Annotated in this window: 19 protein-coding genes; 6 read left to right on the forward strand and 13 right to left on the reverse strand. The window is 70.8% G+C overall.

The features are described from left to right. Entirely contained in the window at nucleotides 1-501 is a 501-nt protein-coding gene (locus tag SMA5143A_RS43465) for a DUF6325 family protein (protein ID WP_258193534.1), read from the reverse strand. Between the two features lie 425 nt (nucleotides 502-926). On the opposite strand from SMA5143A_RS43465, the gene SMA5143A_RS14960 reads away from it, so the two are divergent. The 3 genes from SMA5143A_RS14960 (at nucleotide 927) to SMA5143A_RS14970 (ending at nucleotide 3441) form a co-directional block, all read left to right on the forward strand. Further along, a complete protein-coding gene (locus SMA5143A_RS14960; protein ID WP_146193906.1) occupies nucleotides 927-1250 on the forward strand; it encodes a hypothetical protein in 324 nt (107 codons plus the stop codon). Between the two features lie 404 nt (nucleotides 1251-1654). Further along, entirely contained in the window at nucleotides 1655-2953 is a 1299-nt protein-coding gene (locus tag SMA5143A_RS14965; RefSeq protein WP_107463411.1) for a hypothetical protein, read from the forward strand. A gap of 65 nt (nucleotides 2954-3018) precedes the next feature. Next, nucleotides 3019-3441: an SHOCT domain-containing protein gene (locus SMA5143A_RS14970; RefSeq protein WP_107463412.1), complete on the forward strand. Its 423-nt coding sequence runs from the start codon at nucleotides 3019-3021 to the stop codon at nucleotides 3439-3441. A 208-nt stretch (nucleotides 3442-3649) separates the two neighbouring features. Here SMA5143A_RS14970 and SMA5143A_RS14975 read toward each other — a convergent pair whose 3' ends face one another. The 3 genes from SMA5143A_RS14975 to trhA all read right to left on the reverse strand — a co-directional run bounded on the left by SMA5143A_RS14975 (nucleotide 3650) and on the right by trhA (nucleotide 5932). Next, a complete protein-coding gene (locus SMA5143A_RS14975) occupies nucleotides 3650-4381 on the reverse strand; it encodes a Mut7-C RNAse domain-containing protein (protein ID WP_107463413.1) in 732 nt (243 codons plus the stop codon). A 34-nt stretch (nucleotides 4382-4415) separates the two neighbouring features. Next, on the reverse strand, nucleotides 4416-5045 hold the full coding sequence (locus SMA5143A_RS14980) for a TetR/AcrR family transcriptional regulator (protein WP_107463414.1): 630 nt from the start codon (nucleotides 5043-5045) through the stop codon (nucleotides 4416-4418). 128 nt (nucleotides 5046-5173) lie between these two features. Further along, nucleotides 5174-5932, reverse strand: a complete 759-nt coding sequence (trhA, locus tag SMA5143A_RS14985) for a PAQR family membrane homeostasis protein TrhA (RefSeq protein WP_375136488.1) — start codon at nucleotides 5930-5932, stop codon at nucleotides 5174-5176. 349 nt (nucleotides 5933-6281) lie between these two features. Between trhA and SMA5143A_RS14990 the strand changes: the two genes are divergently transcribed. After that, nucleotides 6282-8108, forward strand: coding sequence for a phosphoenolpyruvate carboxykinase (GTP) (locus SMA5143A_RS14990; RefSeq protein ID WP_107463416.1), 1827 nt, complete (start codon nucleotides 6282-6284; stop codon nucleotides 8106-8108). Between the two features lie 122 nt (nucleotides 8109-8230). On the opposite strand, the gene SMA5143A_RS14995 is transcribed toward SMA5143A_RS14990, so the two are convergent. The 9 genes from SMA5143A_RS14995 to SMA5143A_RS15035 form a co-directional block, all read right to left on the reverse strand. Beyond that, a complete protein-coding gene (locus SMA5143A_RS14995) occupies nucleotides 8231-8647 on the reverse strand; it encodes a hypothetical protein (protein ID WP_107463417.1) in 417 nt (138 codons plus the stop codon). Between the two features lie 137 nt (nucleotides 8648-8784). Beyond that, complete coding sequence (locus SMA5143A_RS15000; protein WP_107463418.1) at nucleotides 8785-11244, reverse strand: galactose oxidase-like domain-containing protein; 2460 nt, start codon at nucleotides 11242-11244, stop codon at nucleotides 8785-8787. Next, on the reverse strand, nucleotides 11241-12521 hold the full coding sequence (locus SMA5143A_RS15005) for a glycosyltransferase (protein ID WP_258193535.1): 1281 nt from the start codon (nucleotides 12519-12521) through the stop codon (nucleotides 11241-11243). The genes SMA5143A_RS15000 and SMA5143A_RS15005 overlap by 4 nt, the downstream gene beginning before the upstream one ends. Next, nucleotides 12518-14176: an ArnT family glycosyltransferase gene (locus SMA5143A_RS15010; RefSeq protein WP_107463419.1), complete on the reverse strand. Its 1659-nt coding sequence runs from the start codon at nucleotides 14174-14176 to the stop codon at nucleotides 12518-12520. The genes SMA5143A_RS15005 and SMA5143A_RS15010 overlap by 4 nt, the downstream gene beginning before the upstream one ends. Continuing rightward, complete coding sequence (locus SMA5143A_RS15015) at nucleotides 14173-15435, reverse strand: glycosyltransferase (RefSeq protein ID WP_107463420.1); 1263 nt, start codon at nucleotides 15433-15435, stop codon at nucleotides 14173-14175. Before SMA5143A_RS15015 ends, SMA5143A_RS15010 begins: the two co-directional genes overlap by 4 nt. A gap of 234 nt (nucleotides 15436-15669) precedes the next feature. Further along, complete coding sequence (locus SMA5143A_RS15020) at nucleotides 15670-17712, reverse strand: thioredoxin domain-containing protein (RefSeq protein WP_181361860.1); 2043 nt, start codon at nucleotides 17710-17712, stop codon at nucleotides 15670-15672. Between the two features lie 96 nt (nucleotides 17713-17808). Further along, a complete protein-coding gene (locus tag SMA5143A_RS15025) occupies nucleotides 17809-18582 on the reverse strand; it encodes a peptidoglycan recognition protein family protein (protein ID WP_107463422.1) in 774 nt (257 codons plus the stop codon). 22 nt (nucleotides 18583-18604) lie between these two features. Then, nucleotides 18605-19036 carry a peptidoglycan-binding domain-containing protein gene (locus tag SMA5143A_RS15030; RefSeq protein WP_107463423.1) on the reverse strand — a complete coding sequence of 144 codons (432 nt, stop codon included), beginning with the start codon at nucleotides 19034-19036 and terminating at the stop codon, nucleotides 18605-18607. Nucleotides 19037-19125: 89 nt separating this feature from the next. Further along, nucleotides 19126-19590, reverse strand: coding sequence for a peptidoglycan-binding domain-containing protein (locus SMA5143A_RS15035; RefSeq protein ID WP_107463424.1), 465 nt, complete (start codon nucleotides 19588-19590; stop codon nucleotides 19126-19128). Nucleotides 19591-19773: 183 nt separating this feature from the next. Here SMA5143A_RS15035 and SMA5143A_RS15040 point away from each other — a divergent pair, with 183 nt between their 5' ends. Further along, the gene (locus SMA5143A_RS15040; protein WP_107463425.1) at nucleotides 19774-20784 is read left to right on the forward strand and encodes an ArsR/SmtB family transcription factor; all 1011 of its coding nucleotides are present in this window, start codon (nucleotides 19774-19776) and stop codon (nucleotides 20782-20784) included. Nucleotides 20785-21046: 262 nt separating this feature from the next. Further along, complete coding sequence (locus SMA5143A_RS15045; protein WP_107463426.1) at nucleotides 21047-24292, forward strand: tetratricopeptide repeat protein; 3246 nt, start codon at nucleotides 21047-21049, stop codon at nucleotides 24290-24292. Nucleotides 24293-24362 lie beyond the last annotated feature (70 nt).

A 24362-nucleotide genomic window follows, 5' to 3' on the forward strand; every position in this document is an offset into this window, starting at 1 on the left:
TCACGAACCGGTGCCGGCCCCGGTCTCGGCCCTGCCCTCGGCCTCGGCCTCTGCGTCGGCTTCCACCGAGTCCAGCGCCGCGACGAGGTCCTGGACGGGAATCCTTCCGACGGCCACCAAACGGGCGCCGTTGTGCCGCAGCGCTCGGGCGAAGGGCGCGGCCCAGCGGTTCTCGTACATCAGGATCGCGGCCGTGCTGCCGGCCCCGATCGCCTGCCCGGCCTCTTCGATGTCGTCCTGACCAAGGAGTCCCGAGGTCGCGCCCTCGAACGCCGTGAGGCCCGTGTCCGTGTCCCGGCTCAGATCGACGATGTCGACCGCCGCCACGGAACCGTCCTCGCCCTTGCGGACGAAGACGAGGTCGAGGATGCGGATCAGCCCACGGTCGACCAGGTCGACGAGGTACGGCAGGGCCTCGCCCGTGGGGCGACCGCCCGGGTACTCGACCACCAGGTAGTCGACGGGGCCGATGTCGTCGAATGCGTCGCTTTCGCTGCTCACGGCAACTCCTGGGGAAGGGTCGAGGCCGAGAGCGCCGGTTGGCGCTGGGGCTCGGGAGGGTGGGCCGGGCGTACCCGGGGGTGCGATGACGTCCCCGTCATGCCGCTTCCGGGTGCCCCCGCGTACCCCCCGGGCACCCGCCTCGCCGTATCCGGCGTTTCCGCCCCGGCACACCCACCGCGTCCGGCGTTCCCGGCGTGTCCCTGTCGCTCTTCTCCGACGCGGCGGCGCCCTCATCCAGTGCACCACCCGCCGCCAGGATCCGCATATCGGTCCCCATCGGCGGCGTGACCTGCGGCGGAGCAGGCCCGGCATGGGGCCACGGCACTCGCCATGCGTCACCCGACCAGCCTGGCTAAAGTGGTCAAGTCCGGAAACACCTGCCGAAAAACATCGCCGATGGGTCGTGATCGACGATGGATCGGATGGCAACCATGACCGCGTCAACCGTCACCCCACAGGAGGCCCGCCCCCTCCCCCGCAGCGCCCCGGACACGGATGCGGCGACACCGAGCGGTGCGGCGGAACGCGCTGTCACCCACCACGCCGTGACACTCGATGTGTTCGGTGCCCGCATCGAACTGCTCCCACCCGACCAACTCGCCTTCCTGGCCGGCGTCGGCGTCCTGGCGGCCTGCGAGATCATCGAGTGGCCGGTGGCGCTGGTCCTGGCCGTAGGACACCAACTCGCCCACAGTCATCACGGCCGGATGCTGCGCGAGTTCGGCGAGGCCCTGGAAGAGGCCTGAGACAGCACCCCCGACCGGCCTGGGACACCGCCCCGCGACCGGCTCGCCCGGCACGGCCCCGACCGGTTAGCCCGGCCGACGCGCCCGGCCCGCCCGCCACCGCCGGGCCGGCCGACTCAGCCCGCCGCAGCGACCGCCGCCGACGACGAAGCCGCCGACAGTCGAGAGCACAGCCCCCTCACCTGCACGCACCTGCCGTCCTCCTCCTGCCTCCTGCCTCCTGCCTCCTGCCCCTCCTCCCCCGTCTCCGCGACCCACCGTCCTCCTCACCGTCACCCCCACCCCCACCCACCCCTGCCCTGCACTCAGCCGAGTGCCCGTCCGCCAAGGGGAGTTCCATGGCTGCTTCCGGTGGCTCTTCATCGGCTTCCGAAGGTGCCGGCCGTCCGACCGGCGAACCTTCGTTGAGTACTGCGGAACGTGACGAGTACGAACGCCTGCGCAAGGCCGCCCACGGGCGCCACCGGCGTCTGCGGTACGCGGCCACCTCCGTACTGCTGCTCGTGGCCTTCCTGTTGGCGCCGCTCGCCGTGGTCGCCGCCTGGGTGGACTCGGAGGTGTCGGACACCGACCGGTACGTCCAGACCGTCGCCCCGATCGCGACGAAACCCTCCGTCCAGAACACCGTGACCGACCGGCTCACCAAGCGTGTGGTCGACAGCGTCGACGTCGCCGCCTTCACCGACGCCATCGGACGGACCCTGCAGAAGGAAGGGGCGCCGCCCCAGGTGGTCCAGGGCGCCGACGCGCTGACCGGACCGCTGAAGAGCGCGCTCAGCTCGGCCGTGCACTCCGTCGTGAACAGGGTGGTGACCAGCGACCGGTTCGCCGAGGTGTGGGACAACGCCAACCGGCGGGCCCACGCCGCCGTGGTCAAGGTCCTCACCGGCGAGGGCGACAGCGCGATCCAGGCCGGCAACGACAGCATCGACCTGAATATCGGCACCCTCATCGACGAGGTCAAGCAAGAGCTGGTGAACGCGGGATTCGATCAGGCGTCGAAGATCCCCGACGTCGACAAGAAGGTCACCCTGCTGAAGACCGACAAACTGAACGAGGCCCAGGACGCCATGCGCCTGCTGGACGTGGTCGGCACCTGGCTCCCCGTCCTGGTGCTCGTCCTGTCGGCGCTCGCCATCTGGAGCGCGCCCAGGCACCGCGTGGCCCTGATGGCGACGGCGATCGGCATCGGGATCATGATGATCCTGCTGCTCGTCGGCCTCGCCGTGATGCGGTCGGTCTATCTGGACTCCGTCCCGTCGAACGTCCTGCCGAGGAACGCCGCGGCCGACATCTACGACACCTTCGTCCGCTTCCTCAAGAACAGCACCGTCACGGTCCTGGTCATCGCGGTGATCACGGCGTTGGCCGCGTACCTCTACGGCCCCTCGCGCCCTGCCCGGTGGGTCAGAGGGACGGCGGCGAAGGGGACCGGTGCCACCGGGCGGGCCATGGCGCGCCGCGGTCTGCGCACCGGCGAGGCCGGCCGCTGGCTGGCCACCCATGTCAAGTGGACCACCGGTATCGCCATCGGCGGCGGCGCGCTCGCCCTGGTGCTGTGGAACTACCCCACCCCCGGCGCGGTGGCACTCATCCTCGGCATCGTCGTCCTCGTACTGATCATCCTCGGCATGCTCGCGGCGGCCTCCGGCCCGGAGCGGCACCCGCCCGCCCACAGCCGATCGGCACCGACCCCAAGCTGACGCCGGGCCCGGCCCCAAGCTGACGCCGGCGCTCCCGAAGGCGTACGCACACGACAGGAGAACCCATGGAAAGCACCGTGAACCTGGCCTACGACTTCCCCCTCCTGGGGGCCTTCTGGACGATCATGTGGATCTTCCTGTGGGTCATGTGGATCTTCCTGCTGTTCCGCGTGGTCGTCGACATCTTCCGGGACGACGGACTGAGCGGCTGGGCCAAGACGGGCTGGCTGGTCTTCGCGCTCGTCCTGCCGTTCCTCGGCGTCTTCGTCTACGTCGTCGCCCGGGGCAAGGACATGGGCCGGCGTGAACAGGACCACGTCCGGGCCAAACTGCGGGAGACGGACCAGTACGTCCGCGACACCGTCGGCACCGCCGGCCCCGCCGACGAGGCGGAGCAACTCGCCAAGCTCTCCGAGATCCGGGCCAAGGGCGACATCACCGACGAGGAGTACCGCCGAGCCAAGGAAATGGTCCTCACACCCCGCTGACGAAGAGGGCTGGAGCACACCGTCGGGGACGGTCGAGCAGCCCTCCCCAAGGACGAGGCCCAGGCCCGCCCACAGGCTGATGGTCGGTGGGGGTCCTGGGCGGCGGGGTGCGGCGCGCTGCCGGGGGCGGGCTCGTCCGTGGTCGGGGATCCGGTGTTCATGCCCCGATTCAACGGGCCCTGCGAGCCCCTGTGATCGGCTTCCGTACTCAACCCGCCTGGGTACGCGTCCTCAACGCCTCCCGCACGATCGCCTCCAACTGCTCGTGGTGCGCGCCCTTCCAGTACGCGCGCCCGCAGTCGCCGCACTGCGCGAACACGTCGTACGACCGCTGCGTGCCGTGCTCCAGGCGGTCGGCGACCTCTTCCTTCGTGGCCGGCCTCAGCAGTCCGTTGCAGGCGGTGCAGCGGGTCCACGGCCGCAGCTCAGGCGCGAAACGGTCCAGTACGTCGCTCAGTTGCTCGTCCGGCTGTGTGCTGTAGACGTACGCCCCCGCCCACAGCTCCCGCCGCCGCAGCAGCCCCCGGTCGCGGCTGAGCATCACACGCCGCTCGGCGGCGGACCGCGTGGCGAGCGCCGGGTCGCCGATGTCGGTCGACTCGTACGCCGTGTCGACGCCCAGCAGCCGGAGCCGCCGCGCGAGCGTGCCGAGGTGGACGTCCAGGAGGAAGCGGAGCGGGGCGCCCGGCACCCGCTGGGGGCGCTCGACCGGGCGTACGGTGACGGACTCGCCGGCCGCCGGCACATGCGACACCGGCACCTCACGGCCGTCCACGACCAGCGCCCCGACCTCCGTCAGCGGGACGCCCAGCGACTCGACGACATGGCCGAGCGTGGAGACTCCGTCCGTGGCGAGGGCGGTCGCGCCCCCGCGGCGGTGGTGCGGCACGAACAGGGCCAGCTCGGGAGCGACTTCGACGTGGATCTCGGGACCGTTCACCTGGTCAGGATGGCATGGCGGAGGGCGGGTGACCTCAGGGTTTTTGGGGAGCGAGGCCGTGTTCCAGGACGGCGAGGGCACGGTCGACGAGGTCGGCGGGGTCGTCGCGGAAGTCGTTCTCGGCCCAGTAGAGGGTGATCTCCGCGAGTCCGCCGACGAGGGACATCGTGAAGACCCGCACCTCCAGGCTGTCCCGGTGGAGGCCGGTGCGGGTGGAGACGGCCTCGGCGATCTGCCGGCCGGTGACGGCCATGCTCTCCACCATGCGGCCCCGTACCGCGGGGACGGTGACCATCAGACGGGCCCGCAGCCGGGTGATCTCCGGCTCCCGCTCCAGCCCGAAGCGGAGGGCCTTCCTCGTGACGTGCCGCAGTGAGTCGACCCATGGCTCGTCCACCGGCCGCCCGGCGAGTTCCGCCAGGAGGACCGGGTCGTACTCGTCGGTGACGACGATGTCCTCCTTGGTGGGGAAGTAGCGGAAGACCGTGGACGGCGAGACCTCGGCGCGGTCCGCGATCTGCTCGATCGTGGTGGCGTCGTAGCCCTGTTCCTTGATCAAGGCGTAGGTCGCGTCGCGGATCGCCGTCCGGGTCTTGATCTTCTTCCGTTCACGGAGTCCCAGCTGGGGGCCCTCGGTGGGGGGAGTCGTGCGCGCGGGGCTCATACGGCTCATTCTCGGGCACCGGCCTCCGGCGAAACGGCCACGGCGGGAAGCCGTGGCCGTCGAGGAGGGAGCGCGGAGCAGGAGCGGGCGTGGCCCGATCCGCCACGCGCACCTGTTCGTCCGATCCGCTACGCGTGCTGGTACGCCACCAGTGAGATGCCGACGTAGTGCACCACGAACGCGGCGAGCGTCAGCGAGTGGAAGACCTCGTGGAAGCCGAACCACCTCGGGGAGGGGTTCGGCTTCTTGATGCCGTAGATCACACCGCCGGCGCTGTAGAGGAGGCCGCCGACCACCACGAGGACCAGGACGGCGATGCCGCCGGTACGCATGAAGTCGGGCAGGAAGAAGACCGCGGCCCAGCCCATCGCGATGTAGCAGGGCGTGTAGAGCCACCGCGGGGCGCCGACCCAGAAGACCCGGAAGGCGATCCCCGCGAGCGCCGCGCCCCAGATGCCCCACAGCAGCCACTGTCCCTTGGCCCCGGGCAGGAGCAGCATGGTCAGGGGCGTGTAGGTACCCGCGATGATCAGGAAGATGTTCGCGTGGTCGAGCCGGCGCAGGATGCCGTCCATGCGGGGACTCCAGTTGCCCCGGTGGTACAGCGCGCTCACTCCGAACAGCAGGCAGGCCGTGAGGGCGTAGATGCCGCAGGCGATGCGCCCCCGGGTCGAGTCCGCGAGCGCGGTGAGCACCAGGCCGGCGACGAGCGCGGCCGGGAACATGCCGAGGTGCAGCCAGCCGCGCAGCTTGGGCTTTATCTCATGGAGTTCGTCCGAGATCTGGTGACTGATCTGGTGGGCGATCTGGTGCGGCAAGGAACGCGCGTCCGGACGGCGGCGGTCGGCCGGCGTCTCCGTGGGCGCGTCGGGGACGGGCGCAGTCATGTCCGGCATCGTACCTACGGAGCCGTAACTTGCGGGGCGGTGCGGGCCGTTCGAGCGCCCGGAAGTGGCCATCCTCTCACGCGAACGCCGGATCGGGGATACCCGGGCGAATCCCCGGACACCCACGGTGAAGGAGTGGTGACCCACGGAAACCTCGCGAGCGGAACGTATGAGTGGCGATGCTCACTGTGCTCACGCGTGAGGCCCTCTGGACATATGGGCACTCTCGTCGGATGATCAAATGAGTGCGGTCGGCACCGGATGAGCGCCCAAAGATCCAACCCGTGAAGCATCCGGGCCGCAGCCCCCACGGGGCCTCCAACAAAAAATCCCTCATTTAGGAGCAATCGTGGCGCGCGACATCGCGGCTCCCCCGTCAACCGTCCCCACCACCCACCGAGAACTGATCTCCTGGGTGAACGAGATCGCCGAACTGACCCAGCCGGACAACGTGGTCTGGTGTGACGGATCCGAGGCCGAGTACGAGCGCCTGTGCGAGGAGCTCGTCGAGAAGGGCACCTTCCGGAAACTCGACGCCATCAAACGCCCGAACTCCTACTACGCGGCCTCCGACCCGACCGATGTCGCCCGGGTCGAGGACCGTACGTTCATCTGCTCGGAGAAGGAGGAGGACGCGGGTCCGACCAACCACTGGAAGGCCCCCGCCGAGATGCGGGACGTCTTCCAGGGTGAGAAGGGCCTGTTCCGCGGCTCGATGCGCGGCCGGACGATGTACGTCGTCCCGTTCTGCATGGGCCCCCTCGGCTCGCCGCTCTCCGCGATCGGCGTCGAGATCACGGACTCCGCGTACGTCGCCGTCTCGATGCGCACGATGACGCGCATGGGGCAGCCGGTGCTGGACGAGCTGGGCTCCGAGGGCTTCTTCGTGAAGGCCGTGCACACCCTCGGCGCCCCGCTGGAGCCCGGCCAGGCGGACGTCCCCTGGCCCTGCAACAGCACCAAGTACATCTCCCACTTCCCGGAGAGCCGCGAGATCTGGTCGTACGGCTCCGGCTACGGCGGCAACGCGCTGCTGGGCAAGAAGTGCTACGCCCTGCGCATCGCCTCCGTCATGGCCCGCGACGAGGGCTGGCTCGCGGAGCACATGCTGATCCTCAAGCTCACGCCCCCGCAGGGTGAGTCGAAGTACGTGGCGGCGGCGTTCCCGTCGGCGTGCGGCAAGACGAACCTCGCGATGCTGGAGCCGACGATCTCCGGCTGGACGGTCGAGACGATCGGCGACGACATCGCGTGGATGCGGTTCGGCGAGGACGGCCGGCTCTACGCGATCAACCCCGAGGCCGGGTTCTTCGGCGTCGCCCCCGGCACCGGCGAGCACACCAACGCCAACGCGATGAAGACGCTCTGGGGCAACTCGGTCTTCACCAACGTCGCGCTGACGGACGACGGCGACATCTGGTGGGAGGGGATGACGCAGGAGACCCCGGAGCACCTCACGGACTGGAAGGGCAACGAGTGGACGCCGGCGTCCGAGACCCCGGCCGCCCACCCCAACGCCCGCTTCACGGTGCCCGCGGCGCAGTGCCCGATCATCGCGCCCGAGTGGGAGGACCCCAAGGGGGTGCCGATCTCGGCGATCCTCTTCGGTGGGCGCCGCGCCACGGCGGTACCGCTGGTGACGGAGTCCTTCGACTGGAACCACGGTGTCTTCCTCGGCGCGAACGTGGCGTCCGAGAAGACGGCGGCGGCCGAGGGCAAGGTCGGCGAACTGCGTCGCGACCCGTTCGCGATGCTGCCGTTCTGCGGCTACAACATGGGCGACTACATGGCCCACTGGATCGACGTGGCCAAGGACAAGGACCAGTCGAAGCTGCCGAAGATCTACTACGTCAACTGGTTCCGCAAGGACGACCAGGGCAAGTTCGTCTGGCCGGGCTTCGGTGAGAACAGCCGCGTCCTGAAGTGGATCGTGGAGCGGCTGGACGGCAAGGCGGAGGGTGTGGAGACCCCGATCGGCATCCTGCCGACGGCGTCCGCGCTGGACACGGCCGGACTGGACCTGTCCTCCTCCGACCTGGACTTCCTGCTGACCGTCGACAAGGAGGTGTGGCGGGAGGAGGCGGCGCTCGTCCCCGACCACCTCAACACCTTCGGTGACCACACGCCGAAGGAACTGTGGGACGAGTACCAGGCCCTGGTCGAGCGCCTGGGCTGATCCCCGCAAGACCCCGCGGCCGGCCGTCTATGGGTTGCCCTGACCAGCGACGTCTCCTCGGCCGGCCGCGGTTTCCTCCGCTGTCCGCAGCCACCTCGCCGACGTCATCGATCGCGTCGAGCCTACGATCTGGCTATCTCTTGCCTGAGCTGCTGGGTGAAGCGATGCAGGAGGTCCAACGTCTCTCGGAACTCGGCCTTGCGATCGTCCCTGCCGTCGGTGGGCCGGGTGCTCCAGACCCGACGCGCGAGAGCGTCGGCGAGGTCGACGGTGTCACTGGCGCAGAGCAGGTAGAGGGCTGACCGCGCTTCCTGCATCCGGTTCGCCAACTCGTTGGCTCCGGGACCGTCTTCAGCCAGCTGGGTTTCCTTCAGGAAGTCGAGTAGCTGAACTACAGCCGTGTTGAAGCCGATCCCGGCTTTGAGCTTCTGTTCGCGCAGCCACATCCGGTCCTGACGGCGCGCAGTGAACCAAGAACCGAACACGACCCCTATGAGCCCGAAACCGGCCCCAACGGCCACGGACAGCATGTTTCCCACAGCCAACTCCCCCCGATGTACAACCGAGGCCAGGCTACAGAGGCCATCGGCGGCGCCTCGCAGAGCGCACCGGCGGCCCCGCATCCGACGAAGTACCGTCGGATACAGGGCCGTCGACCAGCAGTCGCGTGGCGTCCTCAGCCCCGCCTCGCATCCCCCTTCCCGCACGCCAGCCCGTCACCGTTGCGGTCCAGGCGCAGTGGGTCGTCCTTGCCGTTCAGCTTCAGGCGGCCGTAGTCGTTGTCCTTCAGCCAGGCGCAGCGGGACGCCGTCGTCGGCTTCACCTCGGCCGGGAAGGCCGTCGGGACGCACACGTTCGCGGAGCCGTAGTGGCGGTCGCAGCCGGCGAGTGTGGGGCTCACCTGCTTCGACTTCGTCTTCTTCCCCGGGCCCGTGGTCTTGCCCTTCAGGCCGTCCGCGAAGTCGTGGACGTGCGCGGAGGGGGCATCGTCCGAGGCCTTCGCGAGGGCCGACGGGCCTTGCAGATGGACCCATTCCGCCACCGACGGGACGCCGTTCGCGTCGACCGCGAAGAGCATGTACCAGCCCGGCGGGGCCAGGTTCGGGTTGCTCGTCACGTTCAGGTCGACGTTGTTGCCGTCGACCGACAGCGGCAGGTCCACATAGCGCTGGTTCGGGTCGGAGGAGTGCGTCACCGCGGCGGGGCGGATCAGTTCCGCCTTCGCGATCGGGCGGTCCACCGTGATGCGCTGCGTGTCCCCGTACACCCACTCCTTGTCGATCACCGACGTGATCTTCGGGCGGGCGCCCTTCAGGAGGTACGGCGGCGTGTAGATCGACACGTTGTGGTTCCAGGAGCCGTTGCCGGGGTTGTCGCCCGTGGCCATGACGCGGCCGTCGGGGAGCAGGAACGCCGAGGAGTGGTAGCCGCGGGCCTCGGGGTCCGCCGCGACCGGGTCGAACGTGTTGGTCGCCGGGTCGTAGAGCGACGCCTCGAAGACCGGGTTGGCGCGGTTGTGGAGGCCGCCGCCCGTCTCCAGGACCTTGCCGTCGGGCAGCAGGACAGCGGAGACGTACATCTTGCCCTGGTCGCCCGTCTGGGCGACCTTGCCGGCGCCGAGGTCCACCGTGCCCTGCGGGATCGGCGGTCCGGCGACGTACGCCGGGTTCGGGGACTTGAGGTCGATGATGTCCGTCAGACGGTTCGCCACCGGGTTCGACTCGATGTTGCCGCCGCCGAGCGTGAGGACCCTCTGGTCCTGGGCGGGAGGCAGGAGCACGCTCGCGGACTGGTCGCGTTCGTCCTTCCTCTGGAGCCCGGACACGGACGTGACCGTGTTCGCGCCGTAGTCGTAGATCGCCGAACCCGTACCGGGGATGTTGTTGCCGAAGACATGGCTGCCCGAGTAGAAGAGGCGGCCGTCCTGCATGAGGATCATCGACGGGTACAGGCCCCAGTACGACCAGGTCTGGTTGACCTTCCAGAGTTCGAGCCACTTCTGCTCGGCGTCCGACCACAGTTCGGCCGTCACCGAACCCGTGGAGTCCTCACGCAGACCGCCGAACGAGATGACGTCACCGTTGCCGAGGATCGTCGCCGACGGGTACCAGTGGCCGTCGTTCATGTCGTTGGTCTTGCTGTACGTCTCGGTGACCGGGTCGAAGACGTACGAGTCCTTGTAGCCCTCGTAGCCGTGCCCGCCCGCCACCGGGTACGCCTTGTTGCCGCTCATGACGAGCACACGGCCGTCGTCGAGCTGGACGTGGCCCGCGCAGAACATGTCGTCGGGCGTCGGGATCTGCTTGTACGTGCCCTTCTTCGGGTCGTAGACCGCCGAGGTGAACGTGCCCGCCTCGAACATCTCCTCGCTGTTGCCGGAGCCGGCGATCAGCAGCACCTTGCCGTTGTTGAGGACGACGGAGTGCATGGAGCGCACGGGGTTCTGGGTGGGCAGGACGTCCCAGCGGCCGTTCGCGCACTCCGCCGGTGTGCCGGTGCACTCGGGTTCCGGGACGGGGTCGGCGACCTGGTCCATCGTGTAGTCGTCGGTGGTGACCGAGCCGGTGCCGTAGACGGAGACACCCCAGGTGATGCGGTCGGTGCCCGCGGGCACCTCGGGTGTGCGGACCGACGCCCGCGTCCAGGTGCCCGCCATGTCCAGGGTCTTCAGGTCGGTCCAGTACTGCCAGCCGGCGGTGGTGTCGTGCCGGAAGAGGGTGAGGGACGTGTCCGGCGTCGTCGACTTGTACCAGAGGCCCAGGTCGTACTGCTTGCCCACCGAGACCGACGGGGCGCAGGCCGCCGACTCGGTGATCAGCGCCTTGCGGTCGCCCGAGACCCGGCGGGTCAGTTCGACCTTCATGGCCTTGGTGCCGGAGTGGGCGTCCGCGACCGTGGTGAAGCTGAAGTCGTTGTCGCCCCAGCCGGACTTCTCCCAGCAGTACGGCATGTCGGCCGCGCCCGGTGGGCCCGCCGTCTCGAAGCCGGGGTTCTGGACGAGGTTCGCGGCGGACGCCGACTGGGGTGAGACGAGGAGGAGGCCCGAGGCGAGGGCGCCCACGGCCAGCAGGGCCGTCCTGCGTCTGGGTCTGTGCCCTGTTCGGGTTCTCGTACGGCTCTTGAGAGGGCTCGTCATCGTGTTCTCCTTGCGGACTCGGCCGACCCCGACCGCCGCTCGGCCTCCGTGCTCACGGCCGAACCGGGCCCCCCGTTGGCCTTCTGCTCCCCGCCGCGCTCCCCACGGCGGGGCTTCCTGCGGGGCAGGTAGATGAGCGCTTCCGTGCCCGCGAAGCGCAGGACGAACGTCGTCACCAGGGCGAGCGCGGTGGCGGGCAGCGCCCCCATGCCGAACTGGCCGACGAACAGGGCGATCAGCGGGATCCGCAGCACCAGGTCGGCGTTGGCGAGGACCGCGAACCGGCCGAGGCGGTCCCAGCCCCTGCGGTGCGCCCGTCGCTCGCGGAAGCACAGGTGCTCGATGAGGAAGAAGTTCCAGAGCACCCCGAGCTGGTTGGCGAGGATCTCGGCGGGCACGTAGTGCATGCCGGCCGAGGTCAGCGCGTACAGGCCGGCCAAATTCGGCAGGAAGCCGGTGACACCGATCAGACCGAAGACGATCATGCGGGCCAGCGGGGACGCGGTGCGCAGGCCCGCCAGGTGGCGCAGGAACCGGAAGCCCTCCTTGGCGGTCGACTTGGACTCGCCGGCGAAGCGGTCCTGGAAGACGAAGGGCACCTCGGTGACCCGGCGGGGGCGGCTGCGCACGGCCAGTTCGAGGAGGATCTTGTAGCCGAGGGGCTGGAGGGTCTCCGCGGTGACGACGCTGCGGCGGATCGCGAAGAAACCGCTCATCGGGTCGCTGATGCCGTGCAGCCGGCGCGGGAACAGCGACTTGGTGAGCCAGGTCGCGCCCCGGGAGACGGCGACGCGGTAGCTTCCGGCGAGCCCGGCGCGGCTGCCGCCCTTGATGTAGCGGGAGGCGACGACGAGGCCCGCCGACGACCGCTCCCCCGTCGCGACCAGCTCGGGCACGAGGGAGGGCGGGTGCTGGAGGTCGCCGTCCATGACGACGATCCAGTCGGAGGTCGCGGCCTTCATGCCCTCGACGACGGCGCCACCGAGCCCTCCCGTCGGGCGGTCGCGGTGCAGGACGGTCACCGGGAACGGGCAGTCCTGCGCGGCCTCGTTGATGACGTCGGGGGTGTCGTCGGTCGAGTCGTCCACGAAGACGACCTCGCACGGCAGCCGGGAGGGCACCGTCTCGGTGATCTGGTGGAGCAGCTCCCGGACGTTGGCGGACTCGTTGAACGTGGGGACGACGATGGTGACGGCCCCGGGCTCGGGCACCTCGGCGCCGCGCACCGCCGGATCGCCCAGCTCCTCGGGGACGATGGACTCGTAACCGCTGCTCATCGGTCGCCTCCCGCGGCCTGGATCCTGCGGATCTCGATGCGGTCCTCGCCGGTGCCGAAGGTGGCGACCGGTGTCGAGTTCTCCATGGCGGCCCTCACGTTGGGCAGGTCGACCGCGTCGCGCCGTACCGTCGGGGAGGCGACCACGTAGTCGAGGTCGCGCCAGCCGCGCGGCATCGTCTTCGTGACCGCCGGGTCGAGGTCGGCCTTGTAGAACCAGATGACGCCGAGGCCCGGTTGGTAGCCCTCGTGGACGAGGTCGAGCCAGAGCGCGTCGTCGACGAGGACCCGGGTGCGGCCGGGGTCCTCGACCTCGCTGCCGAGCCACTTCGCGGCCTGCTGGTAGGGGGCGTTGGCGTCGAACGTCATGGCGGTGCGGTTGCCGTCGTACCAGCGGGGGACGACGTACAGGGCGGCCGCGGCGGCGAGGGCGACGGCGACCGCGTACCGCGTCCAGGTCAGCGGGCGCCTCTCGGTGGCGCTCCGTCGGCGGCGCAGGACCCCGTGGGTGACGCTCGCGGCGCCGCCCGCGAGGACCAGGGCGAGGAAGGGCAGCGCCTGGATGACGTACATCGCGGGCAGATAGCCGGGGCGCAGGGCCATGCCGGCGAGGATCGCGACGGCGAGGGCGGGTCCGGCGAGGGCGCGGGCCGTCACCGACCAGCGCCAGGTGACCAGGAGCAGCAGGGCTCCGGCGAGTCCGCCGAGGGGCAGGACGCGGTCGTAGTAGAGCCAGGACCGCAGGACGCCGTACGAGCCGGTGCCCTCGGTGAGGATGAAGCCGGAGCCGGGGCGGCTCATCTGGTAGACGATGCCGTCCCAGAGGGAGACATGGCCGGCGCCGGGGAACAGCTCTCCCTTGAGGAGCGCGAACAGCGGGTACGAGACGCCGATCAGGGTGCAGGCGGTGATGGCGCCGGTGAGGGCGAACTTGCGGGTGTCCCGGTGGCTGTGCCGCCACATGGTCAGCAGCACGGCGGGCAGGACGAGGAGCATCGTCTCCTTGGTGAGGACGGCCGCTGCGGCGGCGATGCCCGCGCCGAAGTGGTGCCAGAGGTGACGGCTCGGGGAGGCTGCGAGGCAGAACGCGAGCAGCGTCCACATGACCGCGAGGTTGTCGAGGAAGATCTCCCGCTGGAGGACGACGGACAGCGGGGAGAGTCCGAAGAGGGCCATGCCGAGGCCGGCGGCCCAGCGGGGCAGCGACAGACGGCGGCCGAGGACGTAGACGAGGATCGCGCTGACGGCGCTGACCAGCAGCATCACCGCGCGCATCGAGCCGACGGTCATGGACTCGGGGGCGAGCTGGGCGGGGATCCAGGTCAGGACGGCGATCTGGATCCAGCCGAGGGGCGGGTGGTCGTACCAGTAGGTGTAGTGGGCGAGTCCTCTGCCTTCCTGCACCGCCCAGGCCTGGGCGAGGTAGGTGCCCTCGTCGTCGCTGAGGGTTGGGTAGTCGGCGATGTTCCAGCCCTGCACGATCATGATCCCCACGAGGAGGAGTCCGCACAGGAGCAGGTCGGGGCGCGCGTCGCGCAGGCGGCCGGGCGAGGCGGAAGGAGTTGTTCGACCGGCCGAACGGGTTGTGGGCGCAGCTGTCCGCTGCGCGGGGACCTTGACTTCCGTCTTGGTCTCCGCGGGAAGTGTGGAGGTCACGCAGGAACGTCCTCTCGGTTCACGTTCGCGAGATGTGCGCCGACATGGCTGGTCAACTCCCAGTCGTTGCGGCCGCGTTGTTCGCGCCAGACGGCTCGGACGGCGGCGAGGGCGAGGAGCACCTGGTAGAAGGGGCCGCCCACGATGAGCTTGACGTAGTGGGAGAACCGGACGCGCAGGCCGTACTGCTTGCCGAAGTCGTGCAGTCCGACGACCTCGAACACGAAGGTCACGAGCGCGGTGACGGCCGGCAGGAAGGTGATGAAGGCGATGCCGACGGGCACGTCGAGGAAGAGCGCGATGGCCACGTTCAGCGGGATGATCACACCGGAGACGGCCTGGAGGTACGGCGTCATGAGGGTGTAGCGGGCGAGCAACCGCTGCCGGAATCCGGGGAGCTGCTTCCAATCCCGCTTGCGGTAGACCTGGAGGAAGCCCTGGTTCCAGCGGGTGCGCTGCTTCATCAGCGACATCAGGCTGCCGGGGGTCTCCTCGCGGGTGACCATGTCGGAGTCGTAGGCGACGACGACCTTCTTGCCGACGCTGGAGAGGCGGACGCCGAGGTCGCAGTCCTCGGCGAGGCAGTCGGGGTCCCAGCCGCCGGCGTCGCGCAGCACTCCGGTGCGGACGAAGACGGTGTTGCCCCCGAGCGGGATGAACCCTTTCTGCGCGTGCAGATGCAGTCGGGAGCGGAACCAGAAGAAGTACTCCAGGCAGTTGCGCAGGCTGTACCAGCTGGAGTGGAAGTTGATCAGCTGCACCCCGCCCTGGACGACGTCCGCGCCGGTGGTGCGGAAGGCGTGGTCGACGTGGGACAGCAGCTCCGGGTGGACCTGGTCCTCGGCGTCGAAGACACCGACGACGTCACCGCGGCAGTGCGGCAACGCCGTGTTCATCGCTTTCGGCTTGTTCTTCTTCTCATGGTGGTCGACGACGACGCGGACGCGCGGATCGCGGGCCTCGGCCGCTCGGGCGACCGCCGTGGTCTCCGGATCGTCGTGGCCGACGATCACGATGATCTCGAAGTCGTCGTGGCTGGATTCAAGTAGTCGTTGGATGGTGTGGTCGAGCACGGCTTGTTCATGGCGTGCGGGCAGCAGCAACGAGAAGGACACATGTTCGTCCCCGTCGGGTCTGCTGAACCGGGTGGAGGCGAGCACCTCGGGCGTGCGCCACGCGTGCATCTGCCACCACAGGGTGAAGGCCGCCATCCAGAACAAGGCCAGCGAGACGACGGCGATGAAGACTGACGTCAGCAAGAAAGATCCCCCCAGATCCCAAATCCCCCTGCCACGACCGGAGTTCACACCCCTGACGGGGTGTCACTCCGGCCGCGTACCAGTGCAGAAGACTAGGGGGAAACTGTGAATCCCGTGGACCCTTCCGATAAATAGCGTGTTTCCGAACGACAGACACCACAAACGGACGAGTCCGAACACTCGCCCAATTCCAGCCAGTTGTTCGGTCTCGTCCCCGCACGTCAGGGGCGTTTTTCAGCCGTTCAGTGCTGTTCGAAGGGCCGTACGAAGACGGTCGGTGTCCGTCGTGGGCGCGTCACAGGTGAAGTCACGGCAGACGTACGCCGCCGGTGCGCCGCCGACGAGCGGACGGTCGGCGAGCAGCGGCAGCTCGTCACTGCCCTCGGACCCCACGGCGACGACCGCGCCCGGCGCCGTGCCGAGCAGGGCCGTGCGGTGCAGCTCCCTCGTTCGCGGATCACCGTCCGGTCCGACGATCGCGACCTCACGGGGCCCGTCGAGCAGGGCCTCCGCGGTGGCGAGCCCCCAGCCGGTGAACCTCGGCGCCCGCGGCCCGAGCGCCTTCACCACGCCCAACGCCCGCTCGGCGGCGGTCCGATGGGGCTCGGACCCGGTGTGGGCGGCATACCCGAGCAGCGCCCCGGCCGCCGCGCTCCACCCCGAGGGGACGGCGTTGTCGGTGGGGTCCTGGGGCCGCCGGATGAGCTTCTCGGCGTCGGCCGCCGTGTCGTACAGCGCGCCCGACTCCTCGTCGACGAACCGGTCGAGCACATGGTCGAGCAGGAACCCCGCGAACTCCAGCCACACCCCCTCACCGGTCACGGAGGCGAGCGCCAGGAACCCCTCGGCGACGTCCGCGTAGTCCTCCAGCACGCCCGCGTGGGCCCCGGCTTGCCCGTCCCTGCTGGTACGGGCGAGCCGCGCCTTCTCGTCCAGGTGCAGCCGTACCAGGAGGTCGGCGGCGGTGATGGCGGCGTCCACGAGGTCGGGCCGGTCGAAGTAGGCGCCGGTCTCGGCCAGCGCGGCGACGGCGAGCCCGTTCCAGGCGGCGACGACCTTGTCGTCCCGGCCGGGGGCGGGGCGCTCCGCGCGGGCGCGCAGGAGCCGCTCCTTGACCGACGCGATCCGCTCGGCGTCGAACACGCCCTCTTGCTGAGGGAGTTGCAGGACGGAGGCGCCGTGCTCGAAGGTGCCCTCCTCGGTGACGCCGAAGTACTGGGCGGCGAGCCGCCCGTCCTCCTCCCCCAGCACCTCGGTCAGCTGCTCCGGGGTCCACACGTAGAAGGCGCCCTCGACGGACCGGCCGGTCCCGTCGTCGCTGTCGGCGTCCAGCGCGGAGGCGAACCCGCCCTCGGAGGTGCGCAACTCCCGGACCATGAAGTCGGCGGTCTCCAGCGCGACCCGCCGGGCCGGCTCGGAGCCGGTGGCCCGCCAGAGGTGGGCGTAGACCCGGCAGAGCAGGGCGTTGTCGTACAGCATCCTCTCGAAGTGCGGCACGACCCACTCGCGGTCCACGGAGTAGCGGGCGAAGCCGCCGCCGAGCTGGTCGTAGATGCCGCCGCGGGCCATGCGCTCGCAGGTGTCCCGCGCCATCTCCAGGGCGCCCTCGGAGCCGGTGCGGGCGGCGTGCCGCAGCAGGAACTCGATCACCATGGACGGCGGGAACTTCGGCGCCCCGCCGAAGCCGCCGTGGGAGGCGTCGTACTCGCGGGTGAGGCCGAGCAGCGCCTGGGCGAGGTCCTGCTCGCCGGGCACCTCCACGGCGCCGAACTTCAGCTCCCGGCCGGCCAGGTCCCGGGCGATCTTCCCGGCGACCTCGGCGACCTCGTCCCGCCGGTCCGTCCAGGCCGCCCGCACGCCCTCCAGCACCTGCCGGAAGGAGGGCATGCCGTGGCGGGGCGCCGGCGGGAAGTACGTACCGAAGTAGAAGGGCTCCGCGTCCGGGGTGAGGAACACGGTCATGGGCCAGCCGCCGTGCCCGGTGGCCGCCTGCACCGCCTCCATGTACACGGCGTCGACGTCGGGCCGCTCCTCTCGGTCGACCTTGACGTTGACGAAGTGGGCGTTGAGGTAGGCGGCGGTGTCGTCGTCCTCGAAGGACTCGTGGGCCATGACGTGGCACCAGTGGCAGGAGCTGTAGCCCACGCTCAGCAGGACGGGGACGCCGCGCCGCCGGGCCTCCTCGAACGCGGCCGGCTCCCAGGGCCACCAGTCGACAGGGTTGTCCGCGTGCTGAAGGAGGTACGGGGACGTGGACTGGGCGAGTCGATTGGACATACCTCCATCCTTGCGCACCCACCGGACCGCCGCCCGCGCGGCACGGGGGCCAGGGGGTGCTGTGCGGGACCTCCACAACGGCCCCCTGGTGCCGGGTCACCCGGTCATCAGCGCCGCGACCTCCTCGCGGAGGGAGGGCATGGCGGTGTACAGCGAGCCGGGGCAGTCGGTGTTCGCCCAGTGACGGTGCCCGCCGATCGCGGGCGCGACCCGGCCGACGCCGCTGACGGGGTTGCGGTAGGCCACCTTGCCCAGGGGATCGATCGAGTGGCGCTCGGCGAGTTCGGCGAGCAGCCGGACCAGCGTGGCGCGGGCGGCGGCGGACGCGGGCCGGTCGGTGAGCGTGCCCAGCAGCGCGATGCCGACGTTCCCGGCGTTGTAGCCCCGTACGTGTGCCCCGGTGACGAGGCGCCCCGCGGCGTCGTGGGCGGGCGTGCCGTCGGTGCCGGACCAGCGTCCCTCGTACACCCTGCCGTTCTCGTCGATCAGGTAGTTGTAGCCGATGTCCCCGTAGTCGTCGGCGCCGACCGCCTCCTCGCGGTAGATCGCGCGCACCCGGGCGGCCGGGTCCGGGTCGGTGCTGCCGTCGGCGGTGTGGTGGACGGTGAGCGTCTGGACCGGGTGGTACTCGGGCGGCCAGAGTTCCCTGCCGTCGGCCGCGAAGCGCAGTGTCTCGTCCGCGCCCCAGTCCCTGCGGGACAGCAGCGTGTACGGGGCCGCCGTGGCGGCCGCCGCCGGCGACGGGCCGATGACCGCGGCCGTGGCGGCGGTGGCTCCGAGTGCCGTCAGGAACGCACGCCGGGGCAGGGGGGAGGCCGGGGAGGTCCCCTGCCGTCCGCTTCGGGAGCCCGTGGAGTCCGAGTGCCTCATCTTGCGCTTCTCCCTGTCCGTCTCAGGCGTCGTGTGCCGACTGCCGCGTCTGTTCCGCGTGTTCCGCGGTGGCGCTTGGGAAGGCGCACTCCGGCTTGGGGGTGTAGAGCCGGGACCAGGTGCTGGGGCCGACGATGCCGTCGGGACCGCCCGTGGTCCCGTTGCAGTTCTGTACCCAGCGGACGCCGTCCTGGGTCCTCGGGCCGTAGGTCCCGTCCTCCTCCAGCCAACGGGGGTAGCCGCTGTACTGGTTGACGAGGCACTGCACCTGACGCACCGCGGGGCTCACGTCGCCCGGGCGGACCGTGGGCCGGGCGGAGTCGTCGATGTGGTCGCAGTGCGGCTCGGACGGCGCGGCGCTCGCCACGGGCGTCCCGGTCAGGAGCGTGCCGGCGACCACTGCGGCGATCGCGGCGATACGGAGGCGCTCTGGGCGGTGCGTGCGTGGGCGCATGGCTTCTCCCCGGGTCGGGTGACTGCCCCCACCGAGCGGCGCGCGGCCCGGCGAGGCCGGGGTGCGCCGCTCGGCTCGGGACCAGGACACTAGTAGGTGTTCACACACCAGTTGGCGAAGGTCTTGAACGCCGCCTGGGTCTGGGACCCGGCCCGGCCGTCGATCTCGCCGGCGTAACCCCAGCCGTTGTTCTTCAGGAAGCGTTGCAGCGCGCTCACCGTGCCGCTGCCGACGATCCCGTCGATGGACCCCCCGTAGCCGTGGTGCGCCTTGAGGTGACGCTGGAACGCCTTCCAGCTGTCCGTGCCCAACTGGCCGTCGATCGAGTCGTTGTAGCCCCACTCGGCCCTCAGCCAGCGCTGGACACCCTTGGCCTGGTTGGTGCTCAGGCCGAGGTTGACCACCGCGAGAACCGTGGCGTCGGCTGTCACCGCCTGTCGCGGAGCCGACCCGGACGCCGCGAAGCCGGCGCTCGCACCGGCCAGGCTCCCGGCGGCGATTCCGACGACGGCGGTGAGGCTGACAAGCGTCCGGCCCATGACATTCGGTCGCATTCGTTCCCCCTTGGGGTCGTAGGGCGGCACCCGGAGCTATTGCCGTACGGGATGCCACGGTCCCTTCCGGATTGGTTTTCGGCCGATCCGTATCGGGCTCTGTGCGCACCTTGTCAGCCTCCCCGCCGCATCGAAATAATCTTGCGCCTGAGCGTAAAAGCCCAGTTCCACGACGGGAATTGAATGCTCCGCATACACTTCACGGACGCCGATCTCGCACGCGTCCAGGTCGCGTCCCGACCTGATCCGCTCTGGGAGATCTTTTTCAGCCTCCTCCGCTTCCAAAGTCGTCGGGGCCTGTGGTCCTACGCGGACTGGCATCGGACCGCCCGCGCGGATCTGCACGAGAAAGGGCTCGCACCCGCCGTCCGCAATGTATTGCTGCCCCTTTACCCGCGTGGCGCCTATTTCCCGGATTTCCTGACACCGGGTGAATCATCCGAGGGCCTGGAGGCGGGTCTGGAAGCGGTCCTCGGCATTCCCCGTCGACGGGTCCTGCGGGAACTGGCCATCCTGGACCGGGTGAGCGGTGCGCCCGCGTGGTCCCGGGGGCTGGCGGACAGCCGGGAGCGCAAGGAGTTCGTCCACACGATGCGGACCTACTACGACACCGCCATCCACCCCCACGGCGAGCGCATCCAGGCGCACGTCGACGCCGACCGCTCCCTCCGCGCCCGCGCCCTGCTGGAGGGCGGCGTCCACGGGCTCCTGGCCGGGCTGGGACCGTACATGCGCTGGCAACCCCCCACGCTGTCGGTGGAGTACGCCGCCGAGGACCGTGATCTGCACTTACGGGGGCGGGGCCTCACGCTCGTGCCGTCGTACTTCTGCTGGGGTGGCCCGGTGTCGCTGGCCGATTCCGGTCTTCCGCCCGTCCTCGCCTATCCGCTGCGCCACCGGGCTCCCCGCGCCGACGACGCCGAGGCCCGGCAGGCACGGGCCCCGCTCTCCGCCCTCCTCGGCGCGACCCGCGCCGTCATCCTCCAGGCGACCGTGACCGGCGCCACGACCGGTGAACTCGCCCGTGCCGCGGGGGTCTCGGCGGCCGCCGCCACCCGCCACACCACCGTCCTGCGCGACGCGGGCCTCATCGTCAGCCACCGCCAGGGGCAGTCCGTCCTGCACACCCTGGCTCCCGCCGGCGCCGCCCTGCTGCGCACCGGCACCAGGAGCCCTCGTACGAACCTGATCTGACCCTCCGTCCGCCACGGCCCCCACGGCCCCCCGACCGCCACGGCCGCCACGGCCGCCACGATCGACGCACGCGGCACGCCACACGCGGCACGCGGTGCGCGGTGCGCCGGGAAGGCGGCATACGGGAACGTCGTCCACGCGTCCGCGTGAACGCCTGTGCGCCCGCGCATGCGACCCCGGGCTGATCCACGCCCTCTCGCCAGTGCGCCCCATCCGCTCCACACTGGCCTGGGAAAGCCGTTTCGGCGAAGGGGGACGTGTGATGCGGGACAGCCACCGGGGGGACGCCGAACGGCTGTTGGTCCGGGCGGTCGAGGAGGAGGTCCGCAGATCGGGTGGCCGTACCGACGGCGTCGTCCTGCTGGGGCGCGCACGGGCCGCGCTGGACACGATGGCGCGGAACGCGGCGGAGGAGTACGAGGCGTACACCCGCGCACTGGACGAGTCGGAGGCGGGCCGGCTGACCTTCGGCCAGCGCTACGCGCGTGAGGGCTCCGGAACTCCCCTGCTGGTGGCGGCCGTCGCCGCCGGCACCGCCGTGGTGACGGACCTGGCGTTCGGCGTCGACGCGGGTACCGCCGTGAGCACCGGTCTGATCGTCGGCGTCGCGAGCGCCGTCGCGACGGTGCTGAAGGTGACCGCCTCGCATCTGCCTGCCGCGCACCACCACGCGGGCGCCCTCGGCCAGCCCGGCGGCCCGGAACAGCTGCGGTTGCAGTGGCTGACGGCGCTGGAGGTGCGCGGGATACGCCCGTTCCTCGACCAGCAGCGCGTCCTGACCGCCTCCACCGCGCAGAAGAAGGCACCCCGTCTGCGGGGCGCCGACAAGAGCGCGGCGGCCCGCCGGCGCAATGTGCTGGAGCAGTCGTTCGCCCAACTCCCCGAGACGGACGACCGGTTCGCAGGCCGGCGGGCGGAGATGGCGAAGATCCGCCAGTGGGTGCAGGCGGCCCGCGCCGAGACCGAGACCCGCCCGACGGTGGTCGTCCTGCACGGCGCGCCCGGCTCCGGACGTACCGCTCTCGCCGTCCACGCCTCCCACGACCTGCGGGACTACTTCCGCGGCGCCTGCGTCGTCGATCTGCGCGCCGACAGCCCCGAGGAGACCCCGCTGTCGACGCGGGACGCGCTGATGCATCTGCTGAACCGGCTCGGCGCGCCCCGCGAGCAGTTGCTGTTCCGTGAGCGCACCTCGCAGGACCAGCAGGTCAAGCGGCTGAGCGAGCTGTACCACCAGCATCTGACGGCGCTGCCGGTGACCATCGTCCTGGACGACGCCTCCGACCCCGAGCAGGTCCGCACCCTCGTCCCCGAACGCTCCGACAGCCTCGTCCTCGTCACCGCCCGCGCCCCGCTGACGCTGCCCGCCGACCTGCCCGCCTGGGTGCACCAGCTGCCCGTCGAGGCGCTGGACGGCGACGGCACGCGGGAACTGCTGGGCACGGCGGCCCAGGACGCCTCCGCCCTGTCGGCCGGGGCGCACGAGGGCTCGGCCCGCGCGGGCGCCGCGCCCGCGTACGACGTCGAATCCCTGTCCCGTATCCGGCAGTTGTGCGGCGGCCTGCCGCTCGCGCTCCGCGTCGCCGGTTCGTCCCTCGGCCCGCGCACACCGCGCCGGCTCGCCACGGACCTGGGCGCGTACGGTCCGGTCGAGCCGATCGAGCGCGCCCTGTGGCTGCGGTACACCGACCAGTCGGAGCCGTCCCGCCGGCTGCTGCGGAGGCTGGCACTGGCGGGCCGGGCCTCCCTGGGCGCGGCGGCGGCCGCGTCGCTGCTCGCCACGGACGAGACGGAGGCGACCCGCCATCTCACCGCGCTGGCCCGCGCCGGGCTGATCGACCATGTGCACGGCAACCGCTACCGGCTGCACGACCTGGTGCGCGCGTTCGCGCAGGCCCGGCTGGTGGACGAGGAGGAGCCGAGCGAGCGCACGGCCGCGCAGGAGCGGCTGATCGTCACGTACGCGGACCTCGCCGACTCGGTGCTCCGCCTGGTCGACGGCAACATGTCGACCCGCTCGGACCGCTTCGGCTCGCACGGCTTCGTGTCGCTGGACGAGGCGCTGCGCTGGCTGGACGACGAGACGAGCTTCATCACCTCCACGCTGCGGCACGCGGAGGGCGTGAACCAGGCGGCCGTCCTGAGCCTGCTGGGCGCGCTGTGCGACTACTGCCTGCTGCGCGGCGACCTCTACCGCCTCGGTGAGCTGAGCGAGCTCGCCCAGTCGGTGGACCAGGGGCTGCTGACCCGCTCGGTGCAGTGGCGCACGGGTATCGCGGCCCGTCAGCTGGGCGAGCTGGACAAGGCCCGTACGACACTGGCGTCGGTGGTCGACCTGTACATGGAGACCAACCACGACGCGGGCGCCGCCCGGGCCCTGTGCTCCCTCGGCATCACCCTGCACCACCAGGGCAATCTGACCGAGGCGGCGGCCAAGCTGCACGAGGCCCTGGACATGCAGGCGGTCCCCCAGCTGGCGGCCGACCGCGCCTGGACGATGCACGCGCTGGCGGCGGTGGAACGCGACCGCTCCCGGCTCGCCGACTCGCTGGACCTGCTGACCCGCGCCCTCGTCGTCCACCGTCAGCAGGAGTCCCTGCACGGTGAGGGCTGGGCGCACTTCCAGCTCGGCCAGCTGCTGCTGCGCATGGGCGACGTCCCGCGCGCGGAGGGCGAGCTGCGCACCGCGCTGGACCTGTTCGGCCGTACCCGTGACCCGCGGGGCCAGGCCTGGAGCATGACGCAGCTCGCGCGGGCCCGTCTCGTCGCCGGTGACCCCTCCGCCGCCGTCGACGGCCTCCGTCAGGCGCTCACCCACCACCGCGACAACGAGGACGCCCGCGGCGAGGCCTGGACCGGCTACTACCTGGGGCAGTCGCTGGAGGAGACGGGCAACCTCGACCAGGCGGTCAGGGAGCTGGAGCGGTCACGGACGATGTTCTCGCGGATGCGTGACGTGTACGGCCTGGCCTGTGCCCGGCACCACTCGGCACGCGTCACCCGGGACCAGCGGGCCGTGCAGACGGGGTCCCTGCGCAACTCGGGCTTCGCCCGTCAGCTGCTGGTCGACGCCCGCGCCGACTTCCAGCGCGTCGGCGTCGCCCACGGCGAGGCGTGGACCTGTCTGGAACTGGCGGTCGTGGACGCCGGCAACGCCCGCATCCCGCAGGCGCTCGCCCTGTGCGACGAGGCCACGCGCCTCTTCGCCTCCTACGGGGACCGCCGCGGCGAGGACTGGGCGCGCTTCCTGCGCTGCACGATGCTGCCGTACGGCGCCCCGGGCGGCGTCGAGATCGGCACGGCCGTGGCCCAGGAGGAGCTCACCCAGCTGTCCCGCACGCCCCATCCGCTGCGTGACGAGAAGCTCACCGAGTACATCGAGGCGTACGAGCTCCTCCTCGAACGCGGTGTGAACCTGGAGGCCGGCTGGCGCGCCTGGACCCTGGGCATGGTCCCGAACCGGCACGCCCGCGAGGTGATGGGGGTGGCGGTGACGGCGGGCCAGTGACGACGCGACCGCGTGCCGGTGGCGGCGAGCCGGTGACCGCTTGCCGGTGGCGGCGAGCCGGTGACCGCTT

The organism is Streptomyces sp. MA5143a (assembly GCF_900290235.1).
Classification (GTDB): Bacteria; Actinomycetota; Actinomycetes; order Streptomycetales; family Streptomycetaceae; genus Streptomyces.

Bases quoted from the DNA above. Each gene is read 5' to 3' on its own strand.
- SMA5143A_RS14960 (WP_146193906.1), top strand. From the start codon at position 927: ATGGCAACCATGACCGCGTCAACCGTCACCCCACAGGAGGCCCGCCCC.
- trhA (WP_375136488.1), bottom strand. From the start codon at position 5,932: ATGACTGCGCCCGTCCCCGACGCGCCCACGGAGACGCCGGCCGACCGC.
- SMA5143A_RS14980 (WP_107463414.1), bottom strand. From the start codon at position 5,045: ATGAGCCCCGCGCGCACGACTCCCCCCACCGAGGGCCCCCAGCTGGGA.
- SMA5143A_RS15020 (WP_181361860.1), bottom strand. From the start codon at position 17,712: ATGTCCAATCGACTCGCCCAGTCCACGTCCCCGTACCTCCTTCAGCAC.
- SMA5143A_RS15000 (WP_107463418.1), bottom strand. From the start codon at position 11,244: ATGACGAGCCCTCTCAAGAGCCGTACGAGAACCCGAACAGGGCACAGA.
- SMA5143A_RS15040 (WP_107463425.1), top strand. From the start codon at position 19,774: ATGCTCCGCATACACTTCACGGACGCCGATCTCGCACGCGTCCAGGTC.
- SMA5143A_RS15045 (WP_107463426.1), top strand. From the start codon at position 21,047: ATGCGGGACAGCCACCGGGGGGACGCCGAACGGCTGTTGGTCCGGGCG.
- SMA5143A_RS14970 (WP_107463412.1), top strand. From the start codon at position 3,019: ATGGAAAGCACCGTGAACCTGGCCTACGACTTCCCCCTCCTGGGGGCC.
- SMA5143A_RS15035 (WP_107463424.1), bottom strand. From the start codon at position 19,590: ATGCGACCGAATGTCATGGGCCGGACGCTTGTCAGCCTCACCGCCGTC.
- SMA5143A_RS15025 (WP_107463422.1), bottom strand. From the start codon at position 18,582: ATGAGGCACTCGGACTCCACGGGCTCCCGAAGCGGACGGCAGGGGACC.
- SMA5143A_RS15030 (WP_107463423.1), bottom strand. From the start codon at position 19,036: ATGCGCCCACGCACGCACCGCCCAGAGCGCCTCCGTATCGCCGCGATC.
- SMA5143A_RS15005 (WP_258193535.1), bottom strand. From the start codon at position 12,521: ATGAGCAGCGGTTACGAGTCCATCGTCCCCGAGGAGCTGGGCGATCCG.